General features: G+C 57.2%; 17 protein-coding genes. 12 read left to right on the top strand and 5 right to left on the bottom strand.

The features are described from left to right. Nucleotides 1-19 precede the first annotated feature (19 nt). The gene (locus AB5758_RS08355; RefSeq protein ID WP_368155489.1) at nt 20-1,381 is read right to left on the bottom strand and encodes a radical SAM/SPASM domain-containing protein; all 1,362 of its coding nucleotides are present in this window, start codon (nt 1,379-1,381) and stop codon (nt 20-22) included. Nucleotides 1,382-1,897: 516 nt separating this feature from the next. Between AB5758_RS08355 and AB5758_RS08350 the strand changes: the two genes are divergently transcribed. Both AB5758_RS08350 and nifJ read left to right on the top strand, forming a co-directional pair. Then, entirely contained in the window at nt 1,898-2,371 is a 474-nt protein-coding gene (locus AB5758_RS08350; RefSeq protein WP_368141822.1) for an FHA domain-containing protein, read from the top strand. A 451-nt stretch (nt 2,372-2,822) separates the two neighbouring features. Continuing rightward, nucleotides 2,823-6,362 carry a pyruvate:ferredoxin (flavodoxin) oxidoreductase gene (nifJ, locus tag AB5758_RS08345; RefSeq protein ID WP_368141824.1) on the top strand — a complete coding sequence of 1,180 codons (3,540 nt, stop codon included), beginning with the start codon at nt 2,823-2,825 and terminating at the stop codon, nt 6,360-6,362. Between the two features lie 435 nt (nt 6,363-6,797). Here the strand turns inward: nifJ and AB5758_RS08340 are convergent, their stop codons facing one another. Together AB5758_RS08340 and AB5758_RS08335 are read right to left on the bottom strand one after the other, a co-directional pair. Then, the gene (locus AB5758_RS08340) at nt 6,798-8,159 is read right to left on the bottom strand and encodes an ATP-binding protein (protein ID WP_195625046.1); all 1,362 of its coding nucleotides are present in this window, start codon (nt 8,157-8,159) and stop codon (nt 6,798-6,800) included. Between the two features lie 107 nt (nt 8,160-8,266). Next, nucleotides 8,267-8,416: a hypothetical protein gene (locus AB5758_RS08335; RefSeq protein ID WP_156333784.1), complete on the bottom strand. Its 150-nt coding sequence runs from the start codon at nt 8,414-8,416 to the stop codon at nt 8,267-8,269. 435 nt (nt 8,417-8,851) lie between these two features. Here AB5758_RS08335 and arcC (AB5758_RS08330) point away from each other — a divergent pair, with 435 nt between their 5' ends. Continuing rightward, entirely contained in the window at nt 8,852-9,814 is a 963-nt protein-coding gene (gene arcC / locus AB5758_RS08330; RefSeq protein ID WP_368152556.1) for a carbamate kinase, read from the top strand. Between the two features lie 147 nt (nt 9,815-9,961). Here the strand turns inward: arcC (AB5758_RS08330) and AB5758_RS08325 are convergent, their stop codons facing one another. Together AB5758_RS08325 and AB5758_RS08320 are read right to left on the bottom strand one after the other, a co-directional pair. Continuing rightward, entirely contained in the window at nt 9,962-10,612 is a 651-nt protein-coding gene (locus AB5758_RS08325; RefSeq protein WP_117648557.1) for a LexA family transcriptional regulator, read from the bottom strand. 1 nt (nt 10,613) lies between these two features. Further along, nucleotides 10,614-11,864, bottom strand: a complete 1,251-nt coding sequence (locus AB5758_RS08320; protein ID WP_158558657.1) for an arginine deiminase — start codon at nt 11,862-11,864, stop codon at nt 10,614-10,616. Between the two features lie 277 nt (nt 11,865-12,141). Between AB5758_RS08320 and AB5758_RS08315 the strand changes: the two genes are divergently transcribed. From AB5758_RS08315 to AB5758_RS08275, 9 genes are all read left to right on the top strand, one after another. Continuing rightward, nucleotides 12,142-13,578, top strand: a complete 1,437-nt coding sequence (locus tag AB5758_RS08315) for a YfcC family protein (RefSeq protein WP_187361863.1) — start codon at nt 12,142-12,144, stop codon at nt 13,576-13,578. A gap of 42 nt (nt 13,579-13,620) precedes the next feature. Beyond that, a complete protein-coding gene (locus AB5758_RS08310; protein ID WP_195625383.1) occupies nt 13,621-14,865 on the top strand; it encodes an arginine deiminase in 1,245 nt (414 codons plus the stop codon). 86 nt (nt 14,866-14,951) lie between these two features. After that, nucleotides 14,952-15,959, top strand: a complete 1,008-nt coding sequence (gene argF / locus AB5758_RS08305; RefSeq protein WP_117767348.1) for an ornithine carbamoyltransferase — start codon at nt 14,952-14,954, stop codon at nt 15,957-15,959. Between the two features lie 23 nt (nt 15,960-15,982). Then, the gene (arcC, locus tag AB5758_RS08300) at nt 15,983-16,945 is read left to right on the top strand and encodes a carbamate kinase (RefSeq protein WP_368152553.1); all 963 of its coding nucleotides are present in this window, start codon (nt 15,983-15,985) and stop codon (nt 16,943-16,945) included. Between the two features lie 373 nt (nt 16,946-17,318). Next, nucleotides 17,319-19,214: a BglG family transcription antiterminator gene (locus tag AB5758_RS08295; protein WP_161145316.1), complete on the top strand. Its 1,896-nt coding sequence runs from the start codon at nt 17,319-17,321 to the stop codon at nt 19,212-19,214. Between the two features lie 119 nt (nt 19,215-19,333). Continuing rightward, on the top strand, nt 19,334-19,660 hold the full coding sequence (locus AB5758_RS08290; RefSeq protein ID WP_117565034.1) for a PTS lactose/cellobiose transporter subunit IIA: 327 nt from the start codon (nt 19,334-19,336) through the stop codon (nt 19,658-19,660). Between the two features lie 46 nt (nt 19,661-19,706). Continuing rightward, on the top strand, nt 19,707-20,000 hold the full coding sequence (locus tag AB5758_RS08285; protein ID WP_117565033.1) for a PTS sugar transporter subunit IIB: 294 nt from the start codon (nt 19,707-19,709) through the stop codon (nt 19,998-20,000). A 9-nt stretch (nt 20,001-20,009) separates the two neighbouring features. Continuing rightward, nucleotides 20,010-21,359, top strand: coding sequence for a PTS sugar transporter subunit IIC (locus AB5758_RS08280; protein WP_117565032.1), 1,350 nt, complete (start codon nt 20,010-20,012; stop codon nt 21,357-21,359). Between the two features lies 1 nt (nt 21,360). Next, a complete protein-coding gene (locus AB5758_RS08275) occupies nt 21,361-22,815 on the top strand; it encodes a family 1 glycosylhydrolase (protein WP_255413336.1) in 1,455 nt (484 codons plus the stop codon). Nucleotides 22,816-23,053 lie beyond the last annotated feature (238 nt).

Below are 23,053 nucleotides of genomic sequence, written 5' to 3'. Positions count from 1 at the left end.
GGGTATCGGGTTCCCACATTCATCCGCACATGTGCGGATGAATGAGGGAGGTGTTCGGATAAAGTCGATAATCAAGGGAAATAAGGTCAAAAGCCATCTCGTAGCACATTTTTCTATATTCACATGATGCAGGGTGTAGACTCTTGGGCAAGTAGCCGTGCTCGTCTGCAGCCTCCCAGCTACAGCCCCCACCACAGAAAGACCGAGCCCAACAGTCCGTACAGTCAATTCTTTTTTCGACACCCTGACTCCAGTTTTCAATATACCTAGTTTCGTCAATTCCGGTGACGATGTTGCCCATTTTGAATCGCATCATCCCGACAAACCTGTGACAGGGGTATACGTCCCCTTCGGGAGTCACGGAAATAAAACGCCTGCCAGCCCCGCATCCGACAAAGGCGATCCTGTTGCTCATAATCAAATCAACTGCAGTTTTCAATGTTCTAAACAAGGGCTTTTCCCCTTGATCAATCTGTTTGAGATATTGATCCGCCAAATCTATTAGGCCCGCCCTGATTTTGTTTAATGAGTGTTCGTCGAGTTTGATATTCTCATCGAATGAGCTCACGGGCGAGAAGTAAATCCTTCTGAAGCCCATCTCTTTAAACTGAAGATAGTCTTCAACAAGGTTACAGTTATTATTTGTTAAGGTCGCTCTTGCGCCGAAGGGGAACGACTCGGAAAAACGACGAACGTTTTTGTCGATATCGGAGAAAGAGCCGCCTCCCGTCTTGTACGGGCGCGATGCATCGTGCTTGCATCCTGTACCATCGAGACTAATCAGAACAGAAAACCCGTGCTCCTTGAAAGAATTCACAGCAGTGTCATTCAAAAGCGTTCCGTTGGTCGTAATAGAATAGGTAAAGTTTCTATTGGGGTATATTCTTTTTGAATAGTCGACCGTTTTCCATATCAGCGGCTCGTTAATCATGGGTTCCCCACCAAAAAAGACGATCGCAAGCGTTTCGTTTTCCGATGAACTTGCGACGAGGTAGTCGACCGCCTTGAAGGCTATCTCGTCTGTCATCAGCAGAGGAGACGTTCCATAATCTCCTTTACCGGCAAAACAGTAACTACAACCAAGGTTGCATGCATGTGAAACGTGGAGTTCGATGGATCTAAGTTTTCGAGGCGTGTCTTTTGTTAAGAAAGTCCGCTCAGACAATCGTTGATACTCATCAATGTCGTCTTCAAGTTCTGCTATGGTCGTTTGGTCGTAGCCTTTCGCAGCAAGTGACTTTGTTAGCAACTTCGAGTTGACCGTTCTTCCCGATGCTTCAAATATGCGAAGCGCATCTTCTGATGCTTGGTCAACCTGAAAGCAATTGCGAGTGACCTCATCGAAGCAGTAACGACGATCACTTACTGAGAAAAAATGCATACGTTCCTCAATTTCATGCTGGACTGGCACTAACCTTGTTTATTGTTGCGCAGCTATAAAAAACCACCAGCGGGGATTCGGTGTGCGGCCCAATCGGACTCCCAAAAGGTTCTATTTGAGACTGGCAGGCTTTGTGTTGTTGGCACTTCGACAGCGCTCTTTATTCCAACATGGAGCCTCGCAGTTTGAGTCGACTTGCCTCTGGAAGGTCCGATCTTAACTTGATTTAGGATGAAAACAGATTACAGGCGCGCTCCTCTAGAAAGAAAGGAAACCAATCGCCGCCTTTCACCAGGAAAGTTTTTATAGCCCACCTCGAGCAAAATGAAAGATGCGAGAGCGATTGGGGAACAACGCGAATCTCCCCTTTTGGGTGGGAGCGAGCCTTCAGCCACCGGCGAACGACTCGCCCTGGTCAGAATCTGGAAGTGGTGCCGGGCCGCTTGGGCCTCCCCGGTGACTTCGTGGGGCTTACCTGCCTGACGTCGAGGAGTACATCCGCAAGATTCGTTCCCTATGCCGTTTGCTCTCACGCCCGCCTTAGTTCCAAGTCGGGCGAGCCGCCGCGCTCATGCGACCCGTGGCGGCGACACGTCGACGCCGCGCTCGCTGAGCACATCTTCGGTCGCGGGCGAGCACGAGGTCGCGCCGGCGCATCCGCTGGGACTGCTGTGCGTGCAAAACGGCTACGTGGTGAGCGTCCCGCGCTGGATTCAGCCGAGTGAGGAAGGCGTTGAGATCGGCGCGCTGGCAACGGGGGAGGGCGGCATCACCGACGACGTCTCGGCCCGCCATGCCCATATCTGGTGCGACGAGTCTGGCGCATGGTTTGTCGAGGACCTGTCGTCCACTAACGGCACCGTGGTGGTAAACGGGGTCACGAGTGTGTGTATTCAAGTAGAGCCCGGCCGCTCCGCCCAGCTCAACCCCGGCGACGAGCTCAAACTCGGCGAATCCACCACCTACGCCATCCTGCTCGGCGCCCTCTAGCCGGCAGTTAGGGACGTTCCTTTCCTGCCGGTACTTGGGGACACTCCTTGGCGCGTCAGAGCCAGTCGTCCGGGGATGGAGGGACCATTCTGGCCTTTGGCGGTCACCCGAGGTAAACCTTTACCGCCCGCCTATATTTGTCGAAATTACACTTAACGGCGGGGTACAATAAACCCGCATGCGGATTTCCGTTGCGGGCGCTTCCCATCGCCGGGGCGTGCCCGGGAGCATCCGGCATGCGGCCTTTGCGGCGCTCGGTCATGTGCAAGACGGGTAGCTGGGCCTGTGGAGCGCGTGCAGCCCTCCTCGCCTTGGCATGCCTTCTCTCCACGCCATGTGCCTGCTGCTCAGTCTGCCTGCCAGATGATTGGAAGCAACAGCGAAAATCCCATCACGCCAACATCCCGGCAATCGCCGGGGCCTGTATACCTATATGAGAGGAGAGGGGTATATGGCGCGTAAGTTTAAGTCTATGGACGGCAACGAGGCGGCCGCATATGTTTCGTATGCGTACACCGAGGTAGCGGGAATTTATCCCATTACGCCGTCCAGCCCGATGGCCGACCATGTCGACCAGTGGGCGGCCCAGGGTCGCAAGAACATCTTCGGCACCCCGGTCAAGGTCGTCGAGATGGAGTCCGAGGCAGGTGCAGCCGGTACCGTTCACGGTTCGCTGGGCGCCGGTGCTCTGACCACCACCTACACGGCTTCTCAGGGTTTGCTCCTGATGATCCCGAACATGTACAAGATCGCGGGCGAGCAGCTCCCGGGCGTCTTCCACGTCTCCGCGCGTTGCGTCGCTTCCCACGCCCTGAACATTTTTGGCGATCACTCCGACGTCATGGCCTGCCGTCAGACCGGTTTCGCCATGCTCGCCGAGGGCAACGTCCAGGAGGTCATGGACCTTTCGCCGGTGGCTCACCTTGCCGCCATCGAGGGCAAGACCCCGTTCCTTAACTTCTTCGATGGCTTCCGCACCAGCCACGAGATCCAGAAGGTCGCCATGTGGGACTACAAGGATCTGGCCGAGATGTGCGACATGGACGCCGTCCAGGCTTTCCGCGATCACGCGCTCAACCCTGAGCACCCGCATACCCGCGGCAGCCACGAGAACGGCGACATCTTCTTCCAGAACCGCGAGGCCTGCAACAAGGTCTACGACGAGCTTCCCGCCGTCGTCGAGGGCTACATGAAGAAGATCAACGAGAAGCTCGGCACCGATTACGGCCTGTTCAACTACTACGGCGCTCCCGATGCCGACCGCGTCGTCGTGTGCATGGGCTCCTTCTGCGACGTGCTCGAGGAAGTCATCGACTACCTCAACGCTCACGGCGAGAAGGTCGGCCTGGTCAAGGTTCGTCTGTTCCGTCCGTTCTCCATCAAGCACTTCGTCGACGTTCTCCCCGAGACCGTCCAGAAGATCGCCGTCATGGACCGTACCAAGGAGCCGGGTTCCATCGGCGAGCCGCTCTACCAGGACGTCGTCTCCGCTCTCTACGAGGCCGGCAAGACGGGCATCAAGGTCGTCGGCGGCCGTTACGGCCTGGGCAGCAAGGACACGCCTCCCGCGTCCGCGTTCGCTGTCTTCGAGGAGCTTAAGAAGGACGAGCCCAAGCGCGAGTTCACCATCGGCATTGTCGATGACGTGACCAACCTGAGCCTGCCCGAGGCCGAGGATGCGCCCAACACCGCAGCCCCCGGCACCATCGAGTGCAAGTTCTGGGGTCTGGGTGGCGACGGTACCGTCGGCGCCAACAAGAACTCGATCAAGATCATCGGCGATCACACCGACAAGTACGTTCAGGCCTACTTCCAGTACGACTCTAAGAAGACCGGCGGCGTCACCGTCTCGCACCTGCGCTTTGGTGATTCCCCGATCCGCTCGCCGTACTACGTGACCAAGGCCGACTTTGTCGCTTGCCACAACCCCAGCTACATCGTCAAGGGCTTCAAGATGGTCCGCGACGTCAAGCCTGGCGGCACCTTCCTGGTCAACTGCCAGTGGAGCGACGAGGAGTTCGCCGAGCACATGCCCGCTGTGGCCAAGCGCTACATTGCGAACAACAACGTCAACGTCTACCTGATTGACGCTATCGACCTGGCCGCCAAGGTCGGCATGGGCAAGCGCACCAACACGGTGCTCCAGTCCGCCTTCTTCGCGCTGGCCAAGGTCCTGCCCGCCGAGGACGCTCTGCAGTACATGAAGGACGCGGCTACCAAGTCCTACATGAAGAAGGGCCAGGCCATCGTCGACGCCAACCACAAGGCCATCGATGCCGGCGCTACCGCCTTCCGTAAGTTCGAGGTTCCGGCCGACTGGGCAACCGCCGAGGATGCCGCTCCCGTCGAGCTCTCCGAGGAGACCAAGTCCGCCATCGCCCAGCAGGTCAAGAACCTGCTCGAGCCCATCGATCGCATGGATGGCGACAGCCTGCCCGTTTCCGCCTTTGTCGATTGCGCCGACGGCCAGTTTGAGCTGGGCGCCTCCGCATACGAGAAGCGCGGCGTCGCCGTGGTCGTTCCCCACTGGGACGAGACCAAGTGCATCCAGTGCAACCAGTGCGCCTATGTGTGCCCGCATGCCACCATCCGTCCGTTCGCGATGACCGAGGACGAGGCTGCCGCCGCGCCCGAGGCTACCCGCACGCTCGACGCTATGGGCCCCAAGGCCAAGGGTATGAAGTTCGCCATGGCCGTGTCCCCGCTCGACTGCATGGGCTGCACCAACTGCGTCAAGGTCTGTCCCAAGGGCGCCCTCGAGATGGTTCCCACCGAGCAGGAGATGGACCAGCAGCCCGTTTGGGACTACATGGTCGAGAACGTCTCCGAGAAGAAGGAGCTCATCGCGGCCAACGTCAAGGGCAGCCAGTTCAAGCAGCCCTACCTGGAGTTCTCTGGCTCCTGCGCCGGCTGCGCCGAGACCGCCTATGCACGTCTGGTGACCCAGGTCGCCGGCGACCGCATGTTCATCTCCAACGCCACTGGCTGCTCCTCCATTTGGGGCAACCCCGCTGCCACCGCTCCTTACTGCAAGGACAAGGACGGTCACGGCCCGGCGTGGAACAACTCCCTGTTCGAGGACAATGCCGAGCACGGTCTGGGCATGGCCGTTGGCTACGAGGCCGTTCAGCGCAAGCTGATCGCCGCCACCCAGGAGATTATCGCCGCTGACGGTCCGTCCGACGAGCTCAAGGCCGCTGGCCAGGCTTGGATCGACTCCGTCAACGATGTCGAGGCTTCCAAGACCGCTGCCGCTGCCTACGTTGCCGAGCTCGAGAAGTGCGGCTGCGACGCTTCCAAGGCGATCCTCGCCGACAAGGCTTACCTCACCAAGAAGTCCTTCTGGATCTTCGGTGGCGACGGTTGGGCCTACGACATCGGCTTCGGTGGCCTGGACCACGTCCTGGCTTCCGGCCACAATGTCAACGTCTTCGTCTTCGACACCGAGGTTTACTCCAACACCGGCGGTCAGGCCTCCAAGGCCTCGAACCTGGGCCAGGTCGCTCAGTTCGCCGCTGCCGGTAAGGTGACCAAGAAGAAGTCTCTGGCCGAGATTGCCATGAGCTACGGCTACGTCTACGTGGCGCAGGTCGCCATGGGCGCCAACCCGGCTCAGACCCTCAAGGCTATCCACGAGGCCGAGGCCTACGACGGCCCGTCCCTCATCATCGGCTACAGCCCCTGCGAGATGCACTCCATCAAGAAGGGCGGCATGCAGAACTGCCAGGCCGAGATGAAGAAGGCTGTCGAGTGCGGTTACTGGAACCTCTTCCGCTTCAACCCCGAGGCTGCTGCCGGCAAGAAGTTCTCGCTCGATTCCAAGGAGCCCGCGGGCGGTTATCAGGAGTTCCTGATGAACGAGGCCCGTTACGCTTCGCTGACGCGTTCCTTCCCCGAGCGTGCCGAGGAGCTCTTCAAGGAGAACGAGCAGGCCGCCATGGACCGCTACGCTCACCTGCTGAAGCTCAAGACGGTGTACAACGAGGCCTAGGTCTCCCACCGCAGGATCTGAGGGCTGACCTTCGCGGACGTCCTCGGACATGAAAGAACCCCCGCTGCGCACTACGTGCGGCGGGGGTTCTTTCGTCCTGCGGAGTGTCCGCGAAGGTTAGCCCTCAGATCCTGCTACGACTACGTCCTCGGATTGTGGGGCTGAATGAAGGACGTGGCTGTGGGGGTGCCTTGTCCCGGTCGCTGTTTCGCGGCGTGGCCGCGAAACCACGCGCCACTTTGGGCATGGAGGGCTAGCTGATTGTGGCCTTCTGCTGCCCCAGTGCTGTTTCGCGCTTTGCGCGAAACATCGCAGCACTTTGGGCATAGTGGGGGAGTTGGTTGTCGCTGCCTTCTATCCCCTTGCTGTTTCGCGCCTTTGGCGCGAAAGGCGCAGTACTTTGGGCGTGGGGGCTGGCTTGCGGACTCAGATGACCTAGAGAGATATGGGTGCAAACGAGAAATCGTTGTTGGGGTCGTCCTTTTCCATAAACTCATCGAGACAGAATGTCATATAGATTGGAACGTAAAGGATCTTGCCCTCTTTGCAAAGGTTTTCGTGGCTCAGCACAACGGCCTCGGGAATTTTGTACTCGCCCACACTCATCAAACGGTCGAGGGCTGCATGTGCTCGAACTTTCTTGCCCGATTTGACTTCGATTGGGACAACATGCCCGAGGGCACCTTCGATTACAAAGTCGACTTCACCGACCTCACGCGTTTGGTAGTACCACGTATCTGCTCCGAGGGCAACGAGTTCCTGTGCGACCACGTTCTCATAGAGGCCGCCGAGGTTGGGGGTTTTCATGTCAAGGTAGACGGCGCGTGCCGTGCTGCCGGGATACCGCGATGCGAGCATACCTGTATCGGACTCGTATAGTTTAAAGGCTGTCGTTTTCTCCGTCCTCTTGAGAGGACTTCGTGCCTCCGTCACCTGGGGGACCATCAATCCAACGCCTGCGTTCACCAGCCATAGGAAATCCTGCTCGTATTTTTGAAGACGAGCTCCCTCGCCTAGAGACGAGACGATAAAGCGATGGGACTCCGCCTCAAGCTGAACGGGAATTTGCTCGAAAATGGAGCGAACGTTAAACGCTCGAGTCGATGCATATTTAGAGATATCGCTTTTGTACTGATCGACTAGCTGAATTTGAAGCTCACGCGTTCTCACGAGCGAATAGCCCGAATCGATATAGTTCTGAACGACCTCCGGCATGCCGCCGCAAACGATATAAGCTCTAAAGTTTTTGAGCATCGCCTCATGAATAAAATTTTCGACGGGACGCCTCTCGACAAGGCAGCTGCGGATGTCTGCAAGCACATTCTCGCTGATGCTGTTTGCCCAACAAAACTCTTCAAAATCCATTGGCCGCATAACAATGTGCTCGACATACCCCACCGGGAAAGAAGAGATCCCCTTAAACTCAGTCCCAAGCATAGACCCCGAGAAGACATAGCTAAAGCGTCCGTCCTCGACCAGCGCCTTCATAAGTGTAACGATCTGCGGATACTCCTGAATCTCATCGACGAAGATAAGCGTGTCTCCTTCAACAAGCGGTGCATCCGCAAGAAGGGCCACACGGTTGATGAAGTCAATGGAGTTCTTAGCGCCAACAAGTACGTCTCTTGCCTCGGCATCAAGTAGCAGATTGACCTCATAATACGAAGCGTAGTTGCTCTTTCCAAACGCGCGAATCGCATAGCTCTTGCCAATCTGACGCGCACCGGTAACAAGCAGGGCCTTATGGGAGTTATTCTTCCAGCTCAAAAGCCTATCAGTGACCTTGCGGCGTAGCATTAAAACACCTCATTGACAAAAATTGGCAAATAGATTTGCCCCTAATCATACAAAAATTAACAAATAGATTTGACCCAAATCATACAAAAATTGGCAAATAGCAAAGCTCACTTAGGCCTCAAAGCCAGCGAACCAGCACGGTACTTTGCGAAAAGGCTGGCGGCGCCGTTGTTGAGGGTGGCCAGGTTGACAGTGGCGCCGTTAGCGTTCTCGGCTGCTTGGGCGCGCAGGAGCGAAAGGGCGTCGGCAGCGTTCATGCAGAAGCCGACGGTAAAGTTCCATACTGCGAACTCGCAGTCGCTTGCCGCGGGGTGAAGCGCGATCGGCTATCCCTTATGTTGGATGAAAAGCCCCATGTTTTTGCAGGGGTGCATACTCGTCAAATTAATGTATAGAATCGCGTATAGTGCGAGTAAGATATTGCGCTGTCCGTTTTGTGTTTAGCAAAGATATAGTTTGCATAATCTGGTCTAATCCCTGCTCTATTTAAATAAAGTTGCACGTAAATGGCGTAGATATGCCTGAACTGGGCTTCTTTACGCTGAGCGGGTAAAATCGACCGTTCGCCGCTTAGGTATTTTCAAAATGAATAAAATGAGCGATAAAGAGAATATAAACCTTAATAAACTCGCGTATCGCACGGACGCGGGTTATTAATGGGTTGTAGGCCTTTTACAGAAAGGATTCCAGCAATGTCTAAGCCTCTTGGTAAGCCCGATCGTATTGTCGTCGCCCTTGGCGGCAACGCCCTCGGCAACAACCCCGTCGAGCAGATCGAGGCCGTGAGCAACACCGCCCACGCTCTCCTTGGTCTTATCGAGCAGGGCAACGAGATCATCATCACCCACGGCAACGGCCCGCAGGTCGGCATGATCCAGAACGCCTTCGCTGCTGCCCACGATGCCATCGGCACCCCCGAGATGCCGCTGCCCGAGTGCGGCGCCATGTCCCAGGGCTACATCGGCTACCACCTGCAGCAGGGCATCGGCCGCGAGATGCACAAGCGCTATAAGCGTTGGCACGCCGCCACCGTCGTCACCCAGATCGAGTGCGATCCCGACGATCCCGCGTTCAAGAACCCGACCAAGCCGATCGGCCCCTTCTACACCGAGGAGCAGGCCAAGGAGTTCATGGCCGAGGATCCCTCCAAGGTCTTCGTCGAGGATTCCGGCCGCGGCTGGCGTCGCGTCGTCGCCTCCCCCGATCCCAAGAAGATCGTCGAGGCTGACTCCATCCTCAACCTGCTCGACAACGAGTTCATCGTCATCGCCTGCGGTGGCGGCGGCATCCCCGTCGTCCGCGACTACGAGAACAAGGGCTGCTACAAGGGCATTCCCGCCGTCATCGACAAGGACCTGGGCGGCGAGCTGCTGGCCGAGGACTGCGACGCCGACGTTCTGTTCCTGCTGACCGCCGTTGAGCATGTCGCCATCAACTTTGGCAAGCCCAACCAGGAGGAGCTCGAGGACCTCACCGCCGACGAGGCCGAGCGCCTGGCCGACGAGGGTCAGTTCGGCAAGGGTTCCATGGAGCCCAAGGTCCGCGCTGCCATCAAGTTCGCCCGTTCCCGCAAGGGCCGCACCTGCATCATCGGTGCTCTGGACAAGGCCGCCGAGACCATGGCCGGTCTCTCCGGTACCCGCATCCACGAGTAGTCTCTACTCTGTTGCCTCTCTCGTGGGCGCCAGGCAAAGCGCCCACAGACTAGCCTCTCTTCATGAGCCCCGCAGTCCGCTCCGACTGCGGGGCTTTTGCTGTTTGGAGCGCGAGCAAATGAGGAAGGCGAATAAGAGCCAATCTGATTAGATGCTCAGGTCATGGGATGCCTGAAACCAGACGATGACTCCGAGAATCCTGATTCGGCGTTTGTCCAGCACAATATCCGGTTCCGACGTGCGATATGAGTAGGATGACAGCATCACTGTGTTCGTGCCGGTGCTATATCGCCGTATGACCATTCTGGAATTATCGGCCAAGGCGATGACGGAGCATCCGTTCCAGGGTTTCAGGTTGGGGTCCACCAGGAGAAGGGATCCTATCGGATAGCATTTGGACATGGCAGATGTGTCCATTTGAACAAAAAAGCACCCGCGATGGTTTTTGAATACGGATGAGGGGAGCGCCGTTGTTCCGGTCTGCTTAAGTCCCGTTCTGCCTCCATTCATCTGGATTTTAAATACATCGCAAAGGGAGTCAGTAGTAGTTTCCTTGGATTTCCGCTTCTGCCCCTCGTAGTCGAGCTTTGCGGCAAGCCCTGCGGTTTCAGATGTGAGATCGTCGAGCGGCAGATTGAATTTCGATACGATCTTGAGCAATGTTGACCGGCGGATGGCATAGCGGTCCTTTTCCCAACGGCATACCGTTTCTTTGGAGACGCCGATGAGTGCCGCGAACTCCTCTTGCGTGAGCTGCTCGCGCTTGCGAAGAGCCTTTATGTTTTGACCCGTTCCCATGTTATGAAGCGCGGACGAGGGGAAGGCAGAGGCAGCTGGGGCCGCCAAAGCCGTTTGTCAGCTCAAAGATAGAGATGGGCACAAGTTCAATGCCCGCCTGCTCCAGTGCTTTGTTAGTCTCGGCGTTCTCTTCGTATACGCAGACCTTGCCGGGCTCCAGGCAAAGGGTGCTTATGGCATTGTTGGTTCTTTCGACCTCCGCCGCTCCGGGATTTGAACCGCCGCAAGGGATGAATTGCAGCGAGCTTGAACCCAGGGCTAATCTCAAGGCTTCTTTCAGCCCACCTTCGACATGGCGCGCCCGGGTTGTCCTTTCCGATCTGCCCCGTGTAATGCGGTAGACTCGCGCTTGATCGAGAAGCTCCCGGGCTACGAGGAATGTCTCGTAGCCAACACGAGTGAAGTATGTGTCGAGATGAATACAGAGATCATCGTAGGGAACCTGAATGGCCCATACGGACTCAATAGTTGAGCGCTCATCCCAGAGCAAGTTATTTGCTAGGGTATCTATCGCTGCCGGCTCGGTTCGTTGGGATATACCAACGGCAACGTTCTCGCTATTGAGGTTGTGCAGGTCGCCGCCTTCAATGTGGTAAGTCGATTCATGCTTGAAGAACTGAGGGATCTCGCGGAAATCCGGGTGATAGCTAAAAATCGTTTTGTAGGCGATAACCTCACGGTTGCGCTCTGACCAGTACATATGGTTGAGCGTGACACCTTCGCCGATGACGCTCGCCGGATCGCGCGTGAACCACATGGTGTTAAGGGGGCCTACGAGAAGGTCGTCAGGCGAATATGCGTCTCCTGTCAGTTTTGCGAGGCTGAACATCTCTTTATCCGTGTCGAAGACCTGGGAATAACGGATGCCGTTGACGGCCGCTTGGGCCAGAGCGCGGGAGCCCTCGATGTGCTCGAGGTAATCGCGAATAGCGGACTCGAGCTCAATGCCGCACGCGCCGCATTCTCTAATGAAGCTATCGATAAAGGAGCGACGCGCTTGGTCTGTCGCATCAAGGGCTTCGGTAAGAAGGTTTTCAAGATAGAGAATCTCTACTCCTTCGCGCTCGAGCATCGCCGAGTAAGCATGATGCTCCTTGAGAGCCTTTTCAAGATCGAATGAGCTGCTAGACGGGCGTAGCGTAAAGACTTGATTGAACTGCCCGTCGGGGTAATTGCGCGTTTCGGAGCCGGGGCAGTGCAGGAGGGCCTTTTTTAGCTTTCCTATTTCGTTTTGAACATGTAGTGCGGACATAAGACCTCGCTTTGGCGATGAGTATTGATTGCTTCCATAGTGGCACATTACGAGATTGATTCAATTTACATCATATTTGTCACAGGAGAATGGCATGAACAAGGCTAGTAATTGATGTTAAACATCTATTTAAAGAGACAATTGACGAATTACATCAATCTGGAATCCGTTTACGGGTCGATGCGCTTCGTTGGCGGGCGAAGAGACGGAAGGGTGTTTTGCGCGATGACACAATGGCTTTGCCGGCAACGAAAAACCCCTGAATTAAGGAGGAGAGATGGCAGAGACAGAAAAGAAGCGCACTCTTCGAGTCCCGCACGTGTACACCATCATTCTCGTCTTGATGGCCGTATTTGCCGTTCTGACCTGGGTCGTGCCTTCGGGTTCGTTTGAGCGCCAGGAGGTTAACGGTCGCGAGGTAACGGTCTCGGGCACCTATGAGCCTGTCGATAAGGTCTATACGGACGAGGACGGCAACGAGGTCGATCTTCGCCAAGGCATCTTCGAAGTACTTGAGGCCCCTGCGATCGGCATCCAGCAAGCGGTCGAGGTCGTTGCATTCATTATGATCGTGGGAGGTTCCTTCCAGGTCATCACGGCGACCGGAGCCATCACGAGCGGCGTCGCCCGAGTGGTGAAGAAGTTCAAGAGCAAGGACGTCCTCATCATTCCGATCCTAATGGTGCTTTTTGCTTTGGGCGGCAGCACCTTTGGTATGGCAGAGGAGACGCTTCCGTTCTTTGCGATTCTTATGCCGATCATGATGGCCATGGGCTTCGACTCAATTACAGCGTTCATGACGGTGTTTGTGGGTGCCCGTATCGGATACATCGCATCTACCGTAAACCCGTTCAACGTCCTGATTTCCCAGGGCATCCTCGGTATCCAGGGCAACCCCCAGCTTTGGTTGCGTACTATCGCCCTTGTCGTGCTCACTGCAGTTGCCATCGCATGGGTTGTGATGTATGCCCTCAAGGTTAAGAAGAATCCCGAGGCATCCCCAGCTTTCCACGATGATATCGAGAAGCGCAAAGAGTTTGGTGCGGACGAGAATCTCCTCGATAGCGAGTTCACCGGTAGGCAGAAAGCCGTTATGGTTATTTTCGTGCTTGGACTTGCCGCCATCATTTGGGGTCTGGTGGCCCAGGGCTGGTACATGAACGAAATCTCTGCGATTTTCTTGGCCATGGCCCTTCTTTCGGGTGTTGTTTCCGGGATGAATGAGAAGGAGATCGCTGGCGAGTTCGTTAAGGGAATTGCAGACTTCGCGTTCTCTGCCATCGTTGTTGGCCTCGCCCGCGGAATCCTCGTAATCGCCAATGACGGCCTCATCATCGATACGATTCTCAACACGCTCGCCACGGCTCTCTCCGGAGTTCCGGCAGTTATCTTTACGAGCATTCTCTATGTCGTGGATAACCTTCTGTCGATCCTCGTTCCGAGCTCCTCGGGCATCGCTGCTCTTACGATTCCCATTTTCGGCCCGCTTGTTGAGCTGATGGGCTTAAACCCCGAGGCCGCAGTTACTGGTCTTTCCATGGGCAGCGCGGCCATGTCTCTCATTTCGCCAACAAGCGCGATGCTCGTTGCCGGTCTTGGCGTCTGCAAGATTCCGCTAGGCCAGTGGTGGAAGGTCGCTTGGAAATTCTTCCTGGTCGTAAGCGTTATCTGCATGGCATTCACTGCGGTTTCGGGTCTTATCCCCCTGCCGTAAATGCAAAACCCCACATACAAGTTGTGAGAAAGAAGGATAGAGATGAACAAAGGACTGAACGTTCATAGCGAGATTGGCGCCCTCAAGAAGGTGTGCGTCCATCGCCCCGGTATGGATCTTGTAAACATGAAGGCGGAGGATTTCGACCGCGTTTGGATTCACGACGCGTTCTATCTGGACTATGCCCAGAAAGAGCACGATCAGTTTACCGACCTTCTTCGCGGCGCTGGCGCCGAGGTCGTCTATATGGAAGAGCTGCTCGCTGAGACGTTTGACAAAGTCGAGGGCACTCGCGCAGAGTTCATGATGAAGTTCATGGGTGAGTCCGGCATCTCCAACGCGGCCCTTCGCCAGGCCGTTGTCGAGAAGCTTGATTCGATTAAGGACAACAAGGAGTTTGTCCTTGCTGCCATGGGCGGCCTCTACGTTCGCGACCTCGAGATCCCCAAGGTTGGCGGTTCTCTTGCCAGTATGGACGGCGAGGAGTTGAAGGCTGACGATATGGTGCTGTTCCCCATGCCGGCCTCGTATTTCTCCCGTGACCCTCTGGCTGTCGTGGGCAAGGGCGCTACCATGAACCGCATGTACTGGAATCAGCGCAACCGCGAGGTAATCTTCTACGAAACGGTGCTGCGCAACCATCCCGATTACGCCGGTAGCCCCATCTGGTACGACCACAACAGCGAGTGGCATATCGAGGGCGGCGATATCCTCAACATCAACGCCAAGACGCTCGCCATCGGTATTTCCGAGCGCACCCAGACTGCAGCCATCGATGAGCTCGCCAAGAATATGTTCTGGGGTTCCGATGAGGCCGAGATCGAGAACATCTATGCCATCAAGATTCCGCACGGCTATGCCTACATGCACCTCGACACCGTCTGCACGCAGGTCGATCGCGATAAGTTCACGGTCTATCCCGGCATCTACCAGACGCTTCGTGCCTACCGCTTGACCAAGGGCGATTCGGAGGGGGAGGTGCATATCGAGGAACTCGAGGGCACCCTGCAGCATATCCTCGAGCTTGCGACGGGTATGGACCATATCACCATGATTGAGTGCGGTGGCGGCGATCCGATCGAGGCTTCCCGTGAGCAGTGGAACGATGGTTCCAACACTCTTGCGGTCGCACCGGGCAAGGTCTGCGTGTATGAGCGCAACGTTGTCACCAACGATGCTCTTTACAAGGCTGGCGTCGAGCTGCTCGTCGCTCCCTCCGAGGAGCTTTCTCGCGGTCGCGGCGGCCCGCGCTGCATGACCATGCCGTTCTGGCGTGAGGAAATCTAGTCAGCTTTAGCGTATCTGGGCGGCGCGTGTGCGTCTGCGCCGCCCATCCCTCCTTGTGTGTTCCAACAATCGAAAGGACTCAAATCATGGCTCTTAATCTTTCTGGTCGAAGCGTTCTTACCCTGCTTGACTTTACGTCCGAGGAAATCGAGTACATGCTCGACCTCTCAAAGAACTTCAAGGATATGAAGCGCGCCGGTTATCCGCACCGCTTTCTCGAGGGCAAGAACATTGTCCTGCTGTTTGAGAAGACCTCAACGCGCACGCGCTGTGCCTTTGAGGTCGGCGGTATGGACCTGGGTATGGGCGTGACCTACCTCGACCCCGGCTCGTCGCAGATGGGCAAGAAAGAGTCCATCGAGGATACCGCCCGCGTGCTCGGCCGTATGTATGACGGTATCGAGTACCGTGGTTCTGACCAGTCTATCGTCGAGGAGCTTGCCGCCAAGGCTGGCGTTCCCGTCTGGAACGGTCTGACCAATGAGTACCATCCCACCCAGGCCCTTGCCGACATTCTTACCATGCGTGAGGAGTTTGGCGACACGCGCGGCATGAAGCTCACCTATATGGGCAAGGAGCAGGGCAACGTCAGCGACTCCCTGATGGTTATCTGCGCCAAGCTCGGCATTAACTTCTGCTCCTGCGGACCCAAGGGCGATGTCGAGGGCGCCACGCACTTCGATCCCGAGCTTCTTGAGCGCTGCCAGGAGATCGCCGCTCAGAATGGCTGCACGATCCAGCTCACTGAGGATATCGAGGAGGGCGTCAAGGATGCAGACGTGATCTATACGGACGTTTGGGTCGGTATGGGCCAGGCTGAGGAGCTGTGGAAGAGCCGAATCGATCTTCTTTCTCCCTATCGAGTAACGCCCGAGGTCATGGCCAAGGCAAACCCCGGCGCCATCTTTATGCACTGCCTGCCGAGCTTCCACGATACGCAGACCACCATCGGCGCCGAGATTGCCGAGAAGTTCGGCGTGACCGAGATGGAGGTTTCCGACGAGGTCTTTGAGAGCGCGCAGTCTCGTGTGTTCCAGGAGGCCGAGAACCGCATGCATACCATTAAGGCCATGATGTACGCGACGCTTCGCTAATAGCTGGGAAGTGAACGAACACTATGAGTAAACCGTACGGTAAGCCCGATCGTATTGTCGTCGCCCTTGGCGGCAACGCCCTCGGCAACAACCCCGTCGAGCAGATCGAGGCCGTGAGCAACACCGCCCACGCTCTCCTTGGTCTTATCGAGCAGGGCAACGAGATCATCATCACCCACGGCAACGGCCCGCAGGTCGGCATGATCCAGAACGCCTTCGCTGCTGCCCACGATGCCATCGGCACCCCCGAGATGCCGCTGCCCGAGTGCGGCGCCATGTCCCAGGGCTACATCGGCTACCACCTGCAGCAGGGCATCGGCCGCGAGATGCACAAGCGCTATAAGCGTTGGCACGCCGCCACCGTCGTCACCCAGATCGAGTGCGATCCCGACGATCCCGCGTTCAAGAACCCGACCAAGCCGATCGGCCCCTTCTACACCGAGGAGCAGGCCAAGGAGTTCATGGCCGAGGATCCCTCCAAGGTCTTCGTCGAGGATTCCGGCCGCGGCTGGCGTCGCGTCGTCGCCTCCCCCGATCCCAAGAAGATCGTCGAGGCTGACTCCATCCTCAACCTGCTCGACAACGAGTTCATCGTCATCGCCTGCGGTGGCGGCGGCATCCCCGTCGTCCGCGACTACGAGAACAAGGGCTGCTACAAGGGCATTCCCGCCGTCATCGACAAGGACCTGGGCGGCGAGCTGCTGGCCGAGGACTGCGACGCCGACGTTCTGTTCCTGCTGACCGCCGTTGAGCATGTCGCCATCAACTTTGGCAAGCCCAACCAGGAGGAGCTCGAGGACCTCACCGCCGACGAGGCCGAGCGCCTGGCCGACGAGGGTCAGTTCGGCAAGGGTTCCATGGAGCCCAAGGTCCGCGCTGCCATCAAGTTCGCCCGTTCCCGCAAGGGCCGCACCTGCATCATCGGTGCTCTGGACAAGGCCGCCGAGACCATGGCCGGTCTCTCCGGTACCCGCATCCACGAGTAGTCTCTACTCTGTTGCCTCTCTCGTGGGCGCCAGGCAAAGCGCCCACAGACTAGCCTCTCTTCATGAGCCCCGCAGTCCGCTCCGACTGCGGGGCTTTTGCTATTTACCTAGTCCCCGATGGGTGGGTAGTCATTGGGGACGTTCTTAAACGACTAGTCAAACAAGAACGTCCTCAATGACTACTAATTTAAATCTGTCCCCAATGACTGCGGAAAGCGCATCTCACACCGACGCATTGCTTTCGGGCCCTCTCTCCGTGCTCCCTATAAGTTCAGCTGGACTCCCCGCAACCTGTTCCGCGTTGGCGGAACGAGCGCGACGTGGAGTGTCATTCTTTACCGCGTTAGACTAGACGCAGGGAAAGGAGGAGGACATGGATGCTCGCGTTAAGCAGCTTGTAAATATGATCGAGGACGATCAGCCTGTCGCTGTCGCGGTGCTTGCCAAGCGTCTCGAGGTAAGCGAGCGCGCCGTGAGAAACTATATCCATCGCGCAAACGACAAGCTTGCGGGGGTTGCACGCATCGTTGGCAGCAAAGGGCAATATCGTATCGATGTTGCACATGCAGATGAGCTTGCTCGCTTGCTAGACGGTGCGGCTCTGGCCCATCCGGGCATTCCTGATACGCGCGACGGCCGTGTGTCCTTCCTTCTTAACGACCTCCTAATGCGGTCCCAGTGGGTGACGATTGAGGAGTATGCGGATTTACTCTACGTTTCGGCGCGGACTCTGTCCAATGACATGCGTCTGGTAGAGCAGAAACTCGCCCAATTTGACTTAACGCTTGAAAAGCGCCCACGCTACGGAATCCGCGTTGCGGGCGGGGAGTCGCAACGGCGCCTGTGCCTGGCCTCGCTGGTGAGGCCCGTGTTGCCCGACACCGACGATGCAAAGCTCGCCGAGCACCTGCGGGCCATCGCCGCATGTGTGGACGATGCCCTGACGGCCTCGCCCGTCACGGTGAGCTCGCTGGCATCCCGCAATCTCATCATGCATCTTTACATCGCTCTTGGCCGCATCGAGCAGGGCTGCTATGTCCCAGCTGCAGAATCGGACGTTCAAAAACTGGAGGGAACGCGCGAATACGCCGCGGCTTTCCAGATTGCCGCAAACATCAAGGATGCCCTGGGCGTGAGCATGCCCCGAGAAGAGGTTGCCTTTATCGCAATCCATTTGCTCGGCAGGGGCACGGGCGTGCCCGAGAAGGGCTCTGCCGTTATCTCGGACGAGATGTGGGAGATTGCTTCCGAGATGGTACGTGCGGTCAACGATGAGTTTAGGTTTGACTTTAGCAGCGATCTTGAACTTCGCATGAACCTTGCTCGGCATATTGGCCCTCTGGGTTATCGCCTTGAATATCACATGCATATGGATAACCCCATGCTGCCCGATATCAAGACGAGGTTTCCGTTGGCCTATTCGATGGCGGCCGGCACCTCGCAGGTACTCGAGCGTCATTTTGGCAGCCAGCCCTCTGATGAGGAGCTCGGCTACATCGCCATGGCATTTGCCCTGGCCCTCGAGCAGCAAGCCGACCAGCCGCGTCGCAAACGCATCCTGATCGTGTGCGCCTCGGGAGCGGGAAGCGCCCGTATGCTCGAGCACCAGTACCGCAAGCAGTTTGGTATGTATATCGAGTCGATTGAGACATGCGACGTCGCCCGCGTGGGAACGCTCGACTTTTCGCACATCGACTACGTGTTCACAACGGTGCCGCTCAACGTCAAGTTGCCTGTGCCCGTCCGCGAGGTCGATTTCTTCTTGGAGACGAGCGATGTCAACGCTATCCGCAAGGTGCTGAGTGATGACGCTGCGCAATCGGACTCCCTGAGCGCTTTCTTTAGCCGTGCCCTGTTCTTCAACCGCGTTGAGGCGTCGTCGAAGCAGGCCGTTCTCCGATATCTCTCCGAGCGCGCCGTCGAGAGCGGCCGTGTCGATGCCCAGTTTGCCCAAGAGGTTGCCGAGCGCGAGAGCGCGAGTGCCACCTCGTTTGGCAATGGGGTGGCCATGCCCCATGGGATGCATCCTTTGAGCGCCGAGGCCTTTGTTACCGTGGGCCTGCTCGAACATCCCATTCTTTGGGACGAATACGGCCATGAGGTCGATATCGTCTTTATGGTGTCGTTTGCCCGGTCGGGCGGCGATGAGGCGCGGATCTTGAGCTCGCTGCTCGCTGAGATCTTTATGGACCGCCAGGGGGTCGAGCGCTTACGCGAGCGCCGGTCCTGGCATGAGCTGATGGCGCTTGTGCAAGCGCATACGGCTTAAGACTTCTTTTGTCGATGACCCTGTCAGTCTACCTGCAATAAACCTCGAGGATTGCGGGCGGGAGATAGGTGTTTCGAATATTCAAGTACAAACCAGACATCACGGGAGAGGAGACCGTTATGGACGATCAGGGAACCGAGATGGTTTCGTTTCAGCTGGTCGCTGCAGCGGGAGAGGCACGCAGCCTTGCCTTCGAAGCCCTTGAAAAGGCAAAGGCGGGGGATTTTGACGCTGCCGCCAAACTCATGAAGCAGTCAAAGGATGCGGGAATCAAGGCTCACCACATCCAAACGCAGCTGCTTTCGACCGAGGCGGCGGGCGAGCATCTGTCGGTGGATGTGTTGCTGGTCCATGCTCAGGACCACCTCATGTGCTCCATGCTTGCTCAGGAGCTCGTGCAGGAGCTGATCTGCCTGTATGAGCGCACTGCAGCCAAGAACGCCTAACGGCGTGCGGCGACTATCCAACCAATCAATGCGAAGGGAATCCCTTATGAAGATCCTTCTTGTTTGCGCAGCTGGCCTGTCTACAAGCATTCTGATGAAGAAACTCGAGAAATACGCGGAGCAAAACGGCATCGAGCTCGATATCGATGCGGTGGGTATCGGCGAGTATCAGGAGACCTGTGCCGATTATGACGTGCTGCTCTTGGGGCCGCAGGTGTCCTACCAGCTCAACACCGTCAAGCAGGGGAGCGGTAAGCCGACCGCGGTCATCCCCGCACAGGACTACGGCATGGGCAACGCCGCCAACGTGCTGGCACTCGCCCAGTCGCTGTTGGGCTAGGAGGCGACCATGGAAAAGTTCATGACCCTGCTTCAGGAAAAACTGACCCCTATTGCCAATTTCTGCGGCACCGAGCGCCACTTTGCCTCCATGCAAAAGGGCTTTATGAGCGCGATCAGCTTCATCTTGGTCTCTGCCGTCTTTATGATTATCGCCAACCCGCCGGTCACGGCCGACCTGGTGGCGCAGGGCGGGTTCTGGTCCGTCTTTGGCCCTTGGCTCGATTTTGCCACGGCCAATAAGCTCACGCTGCTCATCCCGTTCAACATGACGATGGGCATACTGTCGGTGATCGTGACGTTCGCAATCGCCTATAACCTGGCGGGCACCTACAAGATGCCCAAGCTTAACGCCGGTATGACCTCGCTGGTGATGTTCCTGATCGCCGCGGCGCCGTCGTCCTACTACCAGCTTGCTGATGAGTCCGTGCTCCAGGCGGTCCCCTGCACCTATCTGGGTGCGCAGGGCCTGTTTACCGCCATCATCGTTGCCCTGGTCTCCGTCGAGGTCACGCGCTTCTGCCAGACCAAGGGCATCACCATCAAGATGCCCGATGGCGTGCCGCCGTTTTTGTCCGAAACCTTTGGCGCCATCGTGCCTATGCTCGTCAACATCCTCATCTTCTTTGGTGGCAACCTGCTGATCCAGATGATCGATCCCACGCTGTCCATCCCCTCGGTTATCGAGAAGCTGCTCGCTGCCCCGCTTTCCGTCGCAGTTGACTCTGTGCCCGGCGCACTGCTTATCTGCTTCATGACGCTGCTGTTTTGGTGCTTTGGCGTCCACGGCAACATGATCGTGATGCCCATCACCGCCCCGGTCACGCTTGCCGCCTTTGCTGCCAACGCCTCGCTCTACGCTGCTGGGCAGCCGCTTGAGTTCCACCCGGTACTCATGTCGATGGTCATCAACCTCATCGGCGGCACGGGCAATACGTTCTCTTTTGTGGCGCTCTGCGCGTTTAAGGCAAAGTCGCAGCAGCTCAAGGCATTTGGCAAGGCATCGATCGTGCCGAGCTTCTTCCGTATCTCCGAGCCCGCGATCTTTGGCGCACCCATCATCTTCAACCCGATCCTCATGATTCCGTTTGTGCTGGGCGGTATGATTTCGGCCCTGCTGTATTGGGGTGCAATCTCACTGGGTCTTGTCTCTAACTTCTACATCTTGGTGAGCGGCACGTTCCCCATCTTCGTTCAGGGCTTTATCCAGTGCCTCGACCCGCGTATCTGGGTATTTACGATCGTTTTGATCGTGGTCATGGCTGTGGTCTGGTACCCGTTCTTTAAGGTGTACGACAACCAGCTCCTGGCGCAGGAGCAGGAGAACGCCGCGGCAGCTTCTGCCAAGGATACTGAGTAGCATGGGTTACTTTGACAGAACGTCTGCTGCCGGTATGCCCGAGGGCTTTTTGTGGGGCGGCGCGCTCGCTGCCAACCAGGCCGAAGGGGGCTGGAACGAGGGCGGCCGCGGTATGTCGCACTCCGACCTGATTCCACAGGGTCCCGACCGCTGGGATGTGATGTTTGGCAGGCAAAAGCCCGTGGATGATCCGGACAGGCTGTATCCATGCCGTTGGGGCAACGACTTCTTCCATCATTGGCGCGAGGACGTCGAGCTCTTTGCCGAGATGGGCTTTAAGTGCCTGCGTCTTTCAATTTGTTGGAGCCGTATTTTTCCCACAGGGATGGAGGCCGAGCCCAACGGTGAGGGCTTGGAGTTTTACCGTCAGGTATTCGAGGCGCTGCGCGAGCACGGAATCGAGCCGCTCGTGACGCTGTCGCACTACGACTATCCGTTGGCTCTGGTCGAGCGTTATGGTGGCTGGCAAAGCCGAGAGATGATCGAGCGGTATGCGCACTACGTCGAGACCGTCGGACGTGCGTACCAGGGCCTCGTGCGTTATTGGCTCACCTTCAACGAGATCAACAGCGTGGCGCTGTCCTATCTCAACGCGGGCGTCACGCTCGAGGATGAGCGTGACCGTGCAGCCGTGACCGCGGCGTTCTCGCACCATATGTTTATGGCGAGCGCTCGCGCTGTCGAGATCCTGCACAAGATCGATCCCGCAAACAAGGTGGGCTGCATGATCGCTGCCGGTGCGACCTATCCGTACCGTTGTGCGCCCGAGGACGTATGGCTTGCGTATGAGGAGGACCGCGGCCGCTACTTCTACACTGACGTGATGGCTGCGGGCGCCTATCCTACTTGGAAGCTGCGTGCGCTCGAGAAAGAGGGTGTTCACGTGCCCTTTGAGCCAGGCGATACGGAGTATCTGGCCGAGCATACCGTCGACTTCATCTCGTTCTCGTACTATTGCTCGCGCTTGGTGTGCGCCGATGACCAGGTGATCGCTGAGAAGGCGGAGGGTAACGTGTTCCCGACGCTGCGCAATCCGTACCTCAAGGATAAAGAGACTGCTTGGAAATGGCAGATCGATGCGCTGGGTTTGCGCGTGACGCTTGCCGGCTACCACGATCGTTACCATCTTCCGCTCTTTATCGCTGAGAACGGTGTGGGCGGACTCGATGCGCTGGAAGACGGCAAAGTCCACGATGCGTATCATATTGATTACCTGCGCAGGCATATTCTTGCGCTACGCGATGCAATTGTCGAGGACGGTGTTGACCTGATGGGATACACGCCGTGGGGCTGTATCGATCTGGTATCGGCCTCGACGGGGCAGATGAAGAAGCGCTATGGCTTTGTTTATGTCGATGCCGATGATACGGGCAAAGGCACGTTCGATCGCTACCGAAAGGACAGCTTCTGCTGGTATCAAAAGGTCATTGCATCAAATGGCGAGGACTTGAGTTAACCCTTGCAAGCCTGCTGCCCCCGCGGCCCGTTTCGGCCGCGGGGGCTTTTGCTATTTACCTAGTCCCCGATGAGACCCTCATTCTGTGGGTAGTCATTGGGGACGTTCATAAAAGACTAGTCATTTAAGTCTGTCCCCAATGACTGCGGAAACCCGGCGCTTGGGGACGTTCCTTTTAATATGAGCAGGACATTGTCAAGAGGCAAAATCGGGCCTGGCCCCAACGATATGGGGTCAG

It is taken from the genome of Collinsella aerofaciens (assembly GCF_040926405.1).
In the GTDB taxonomy this organism is placed as follows: domain Bacteria; phylum Actinomycetota; class Coriobacteriia; order Coriobacteriales; family Coriobacteriaceae; genus Collinsella.
This window is presented reverse-complemented; position numbering and strand designations above follow the sequence as displayed.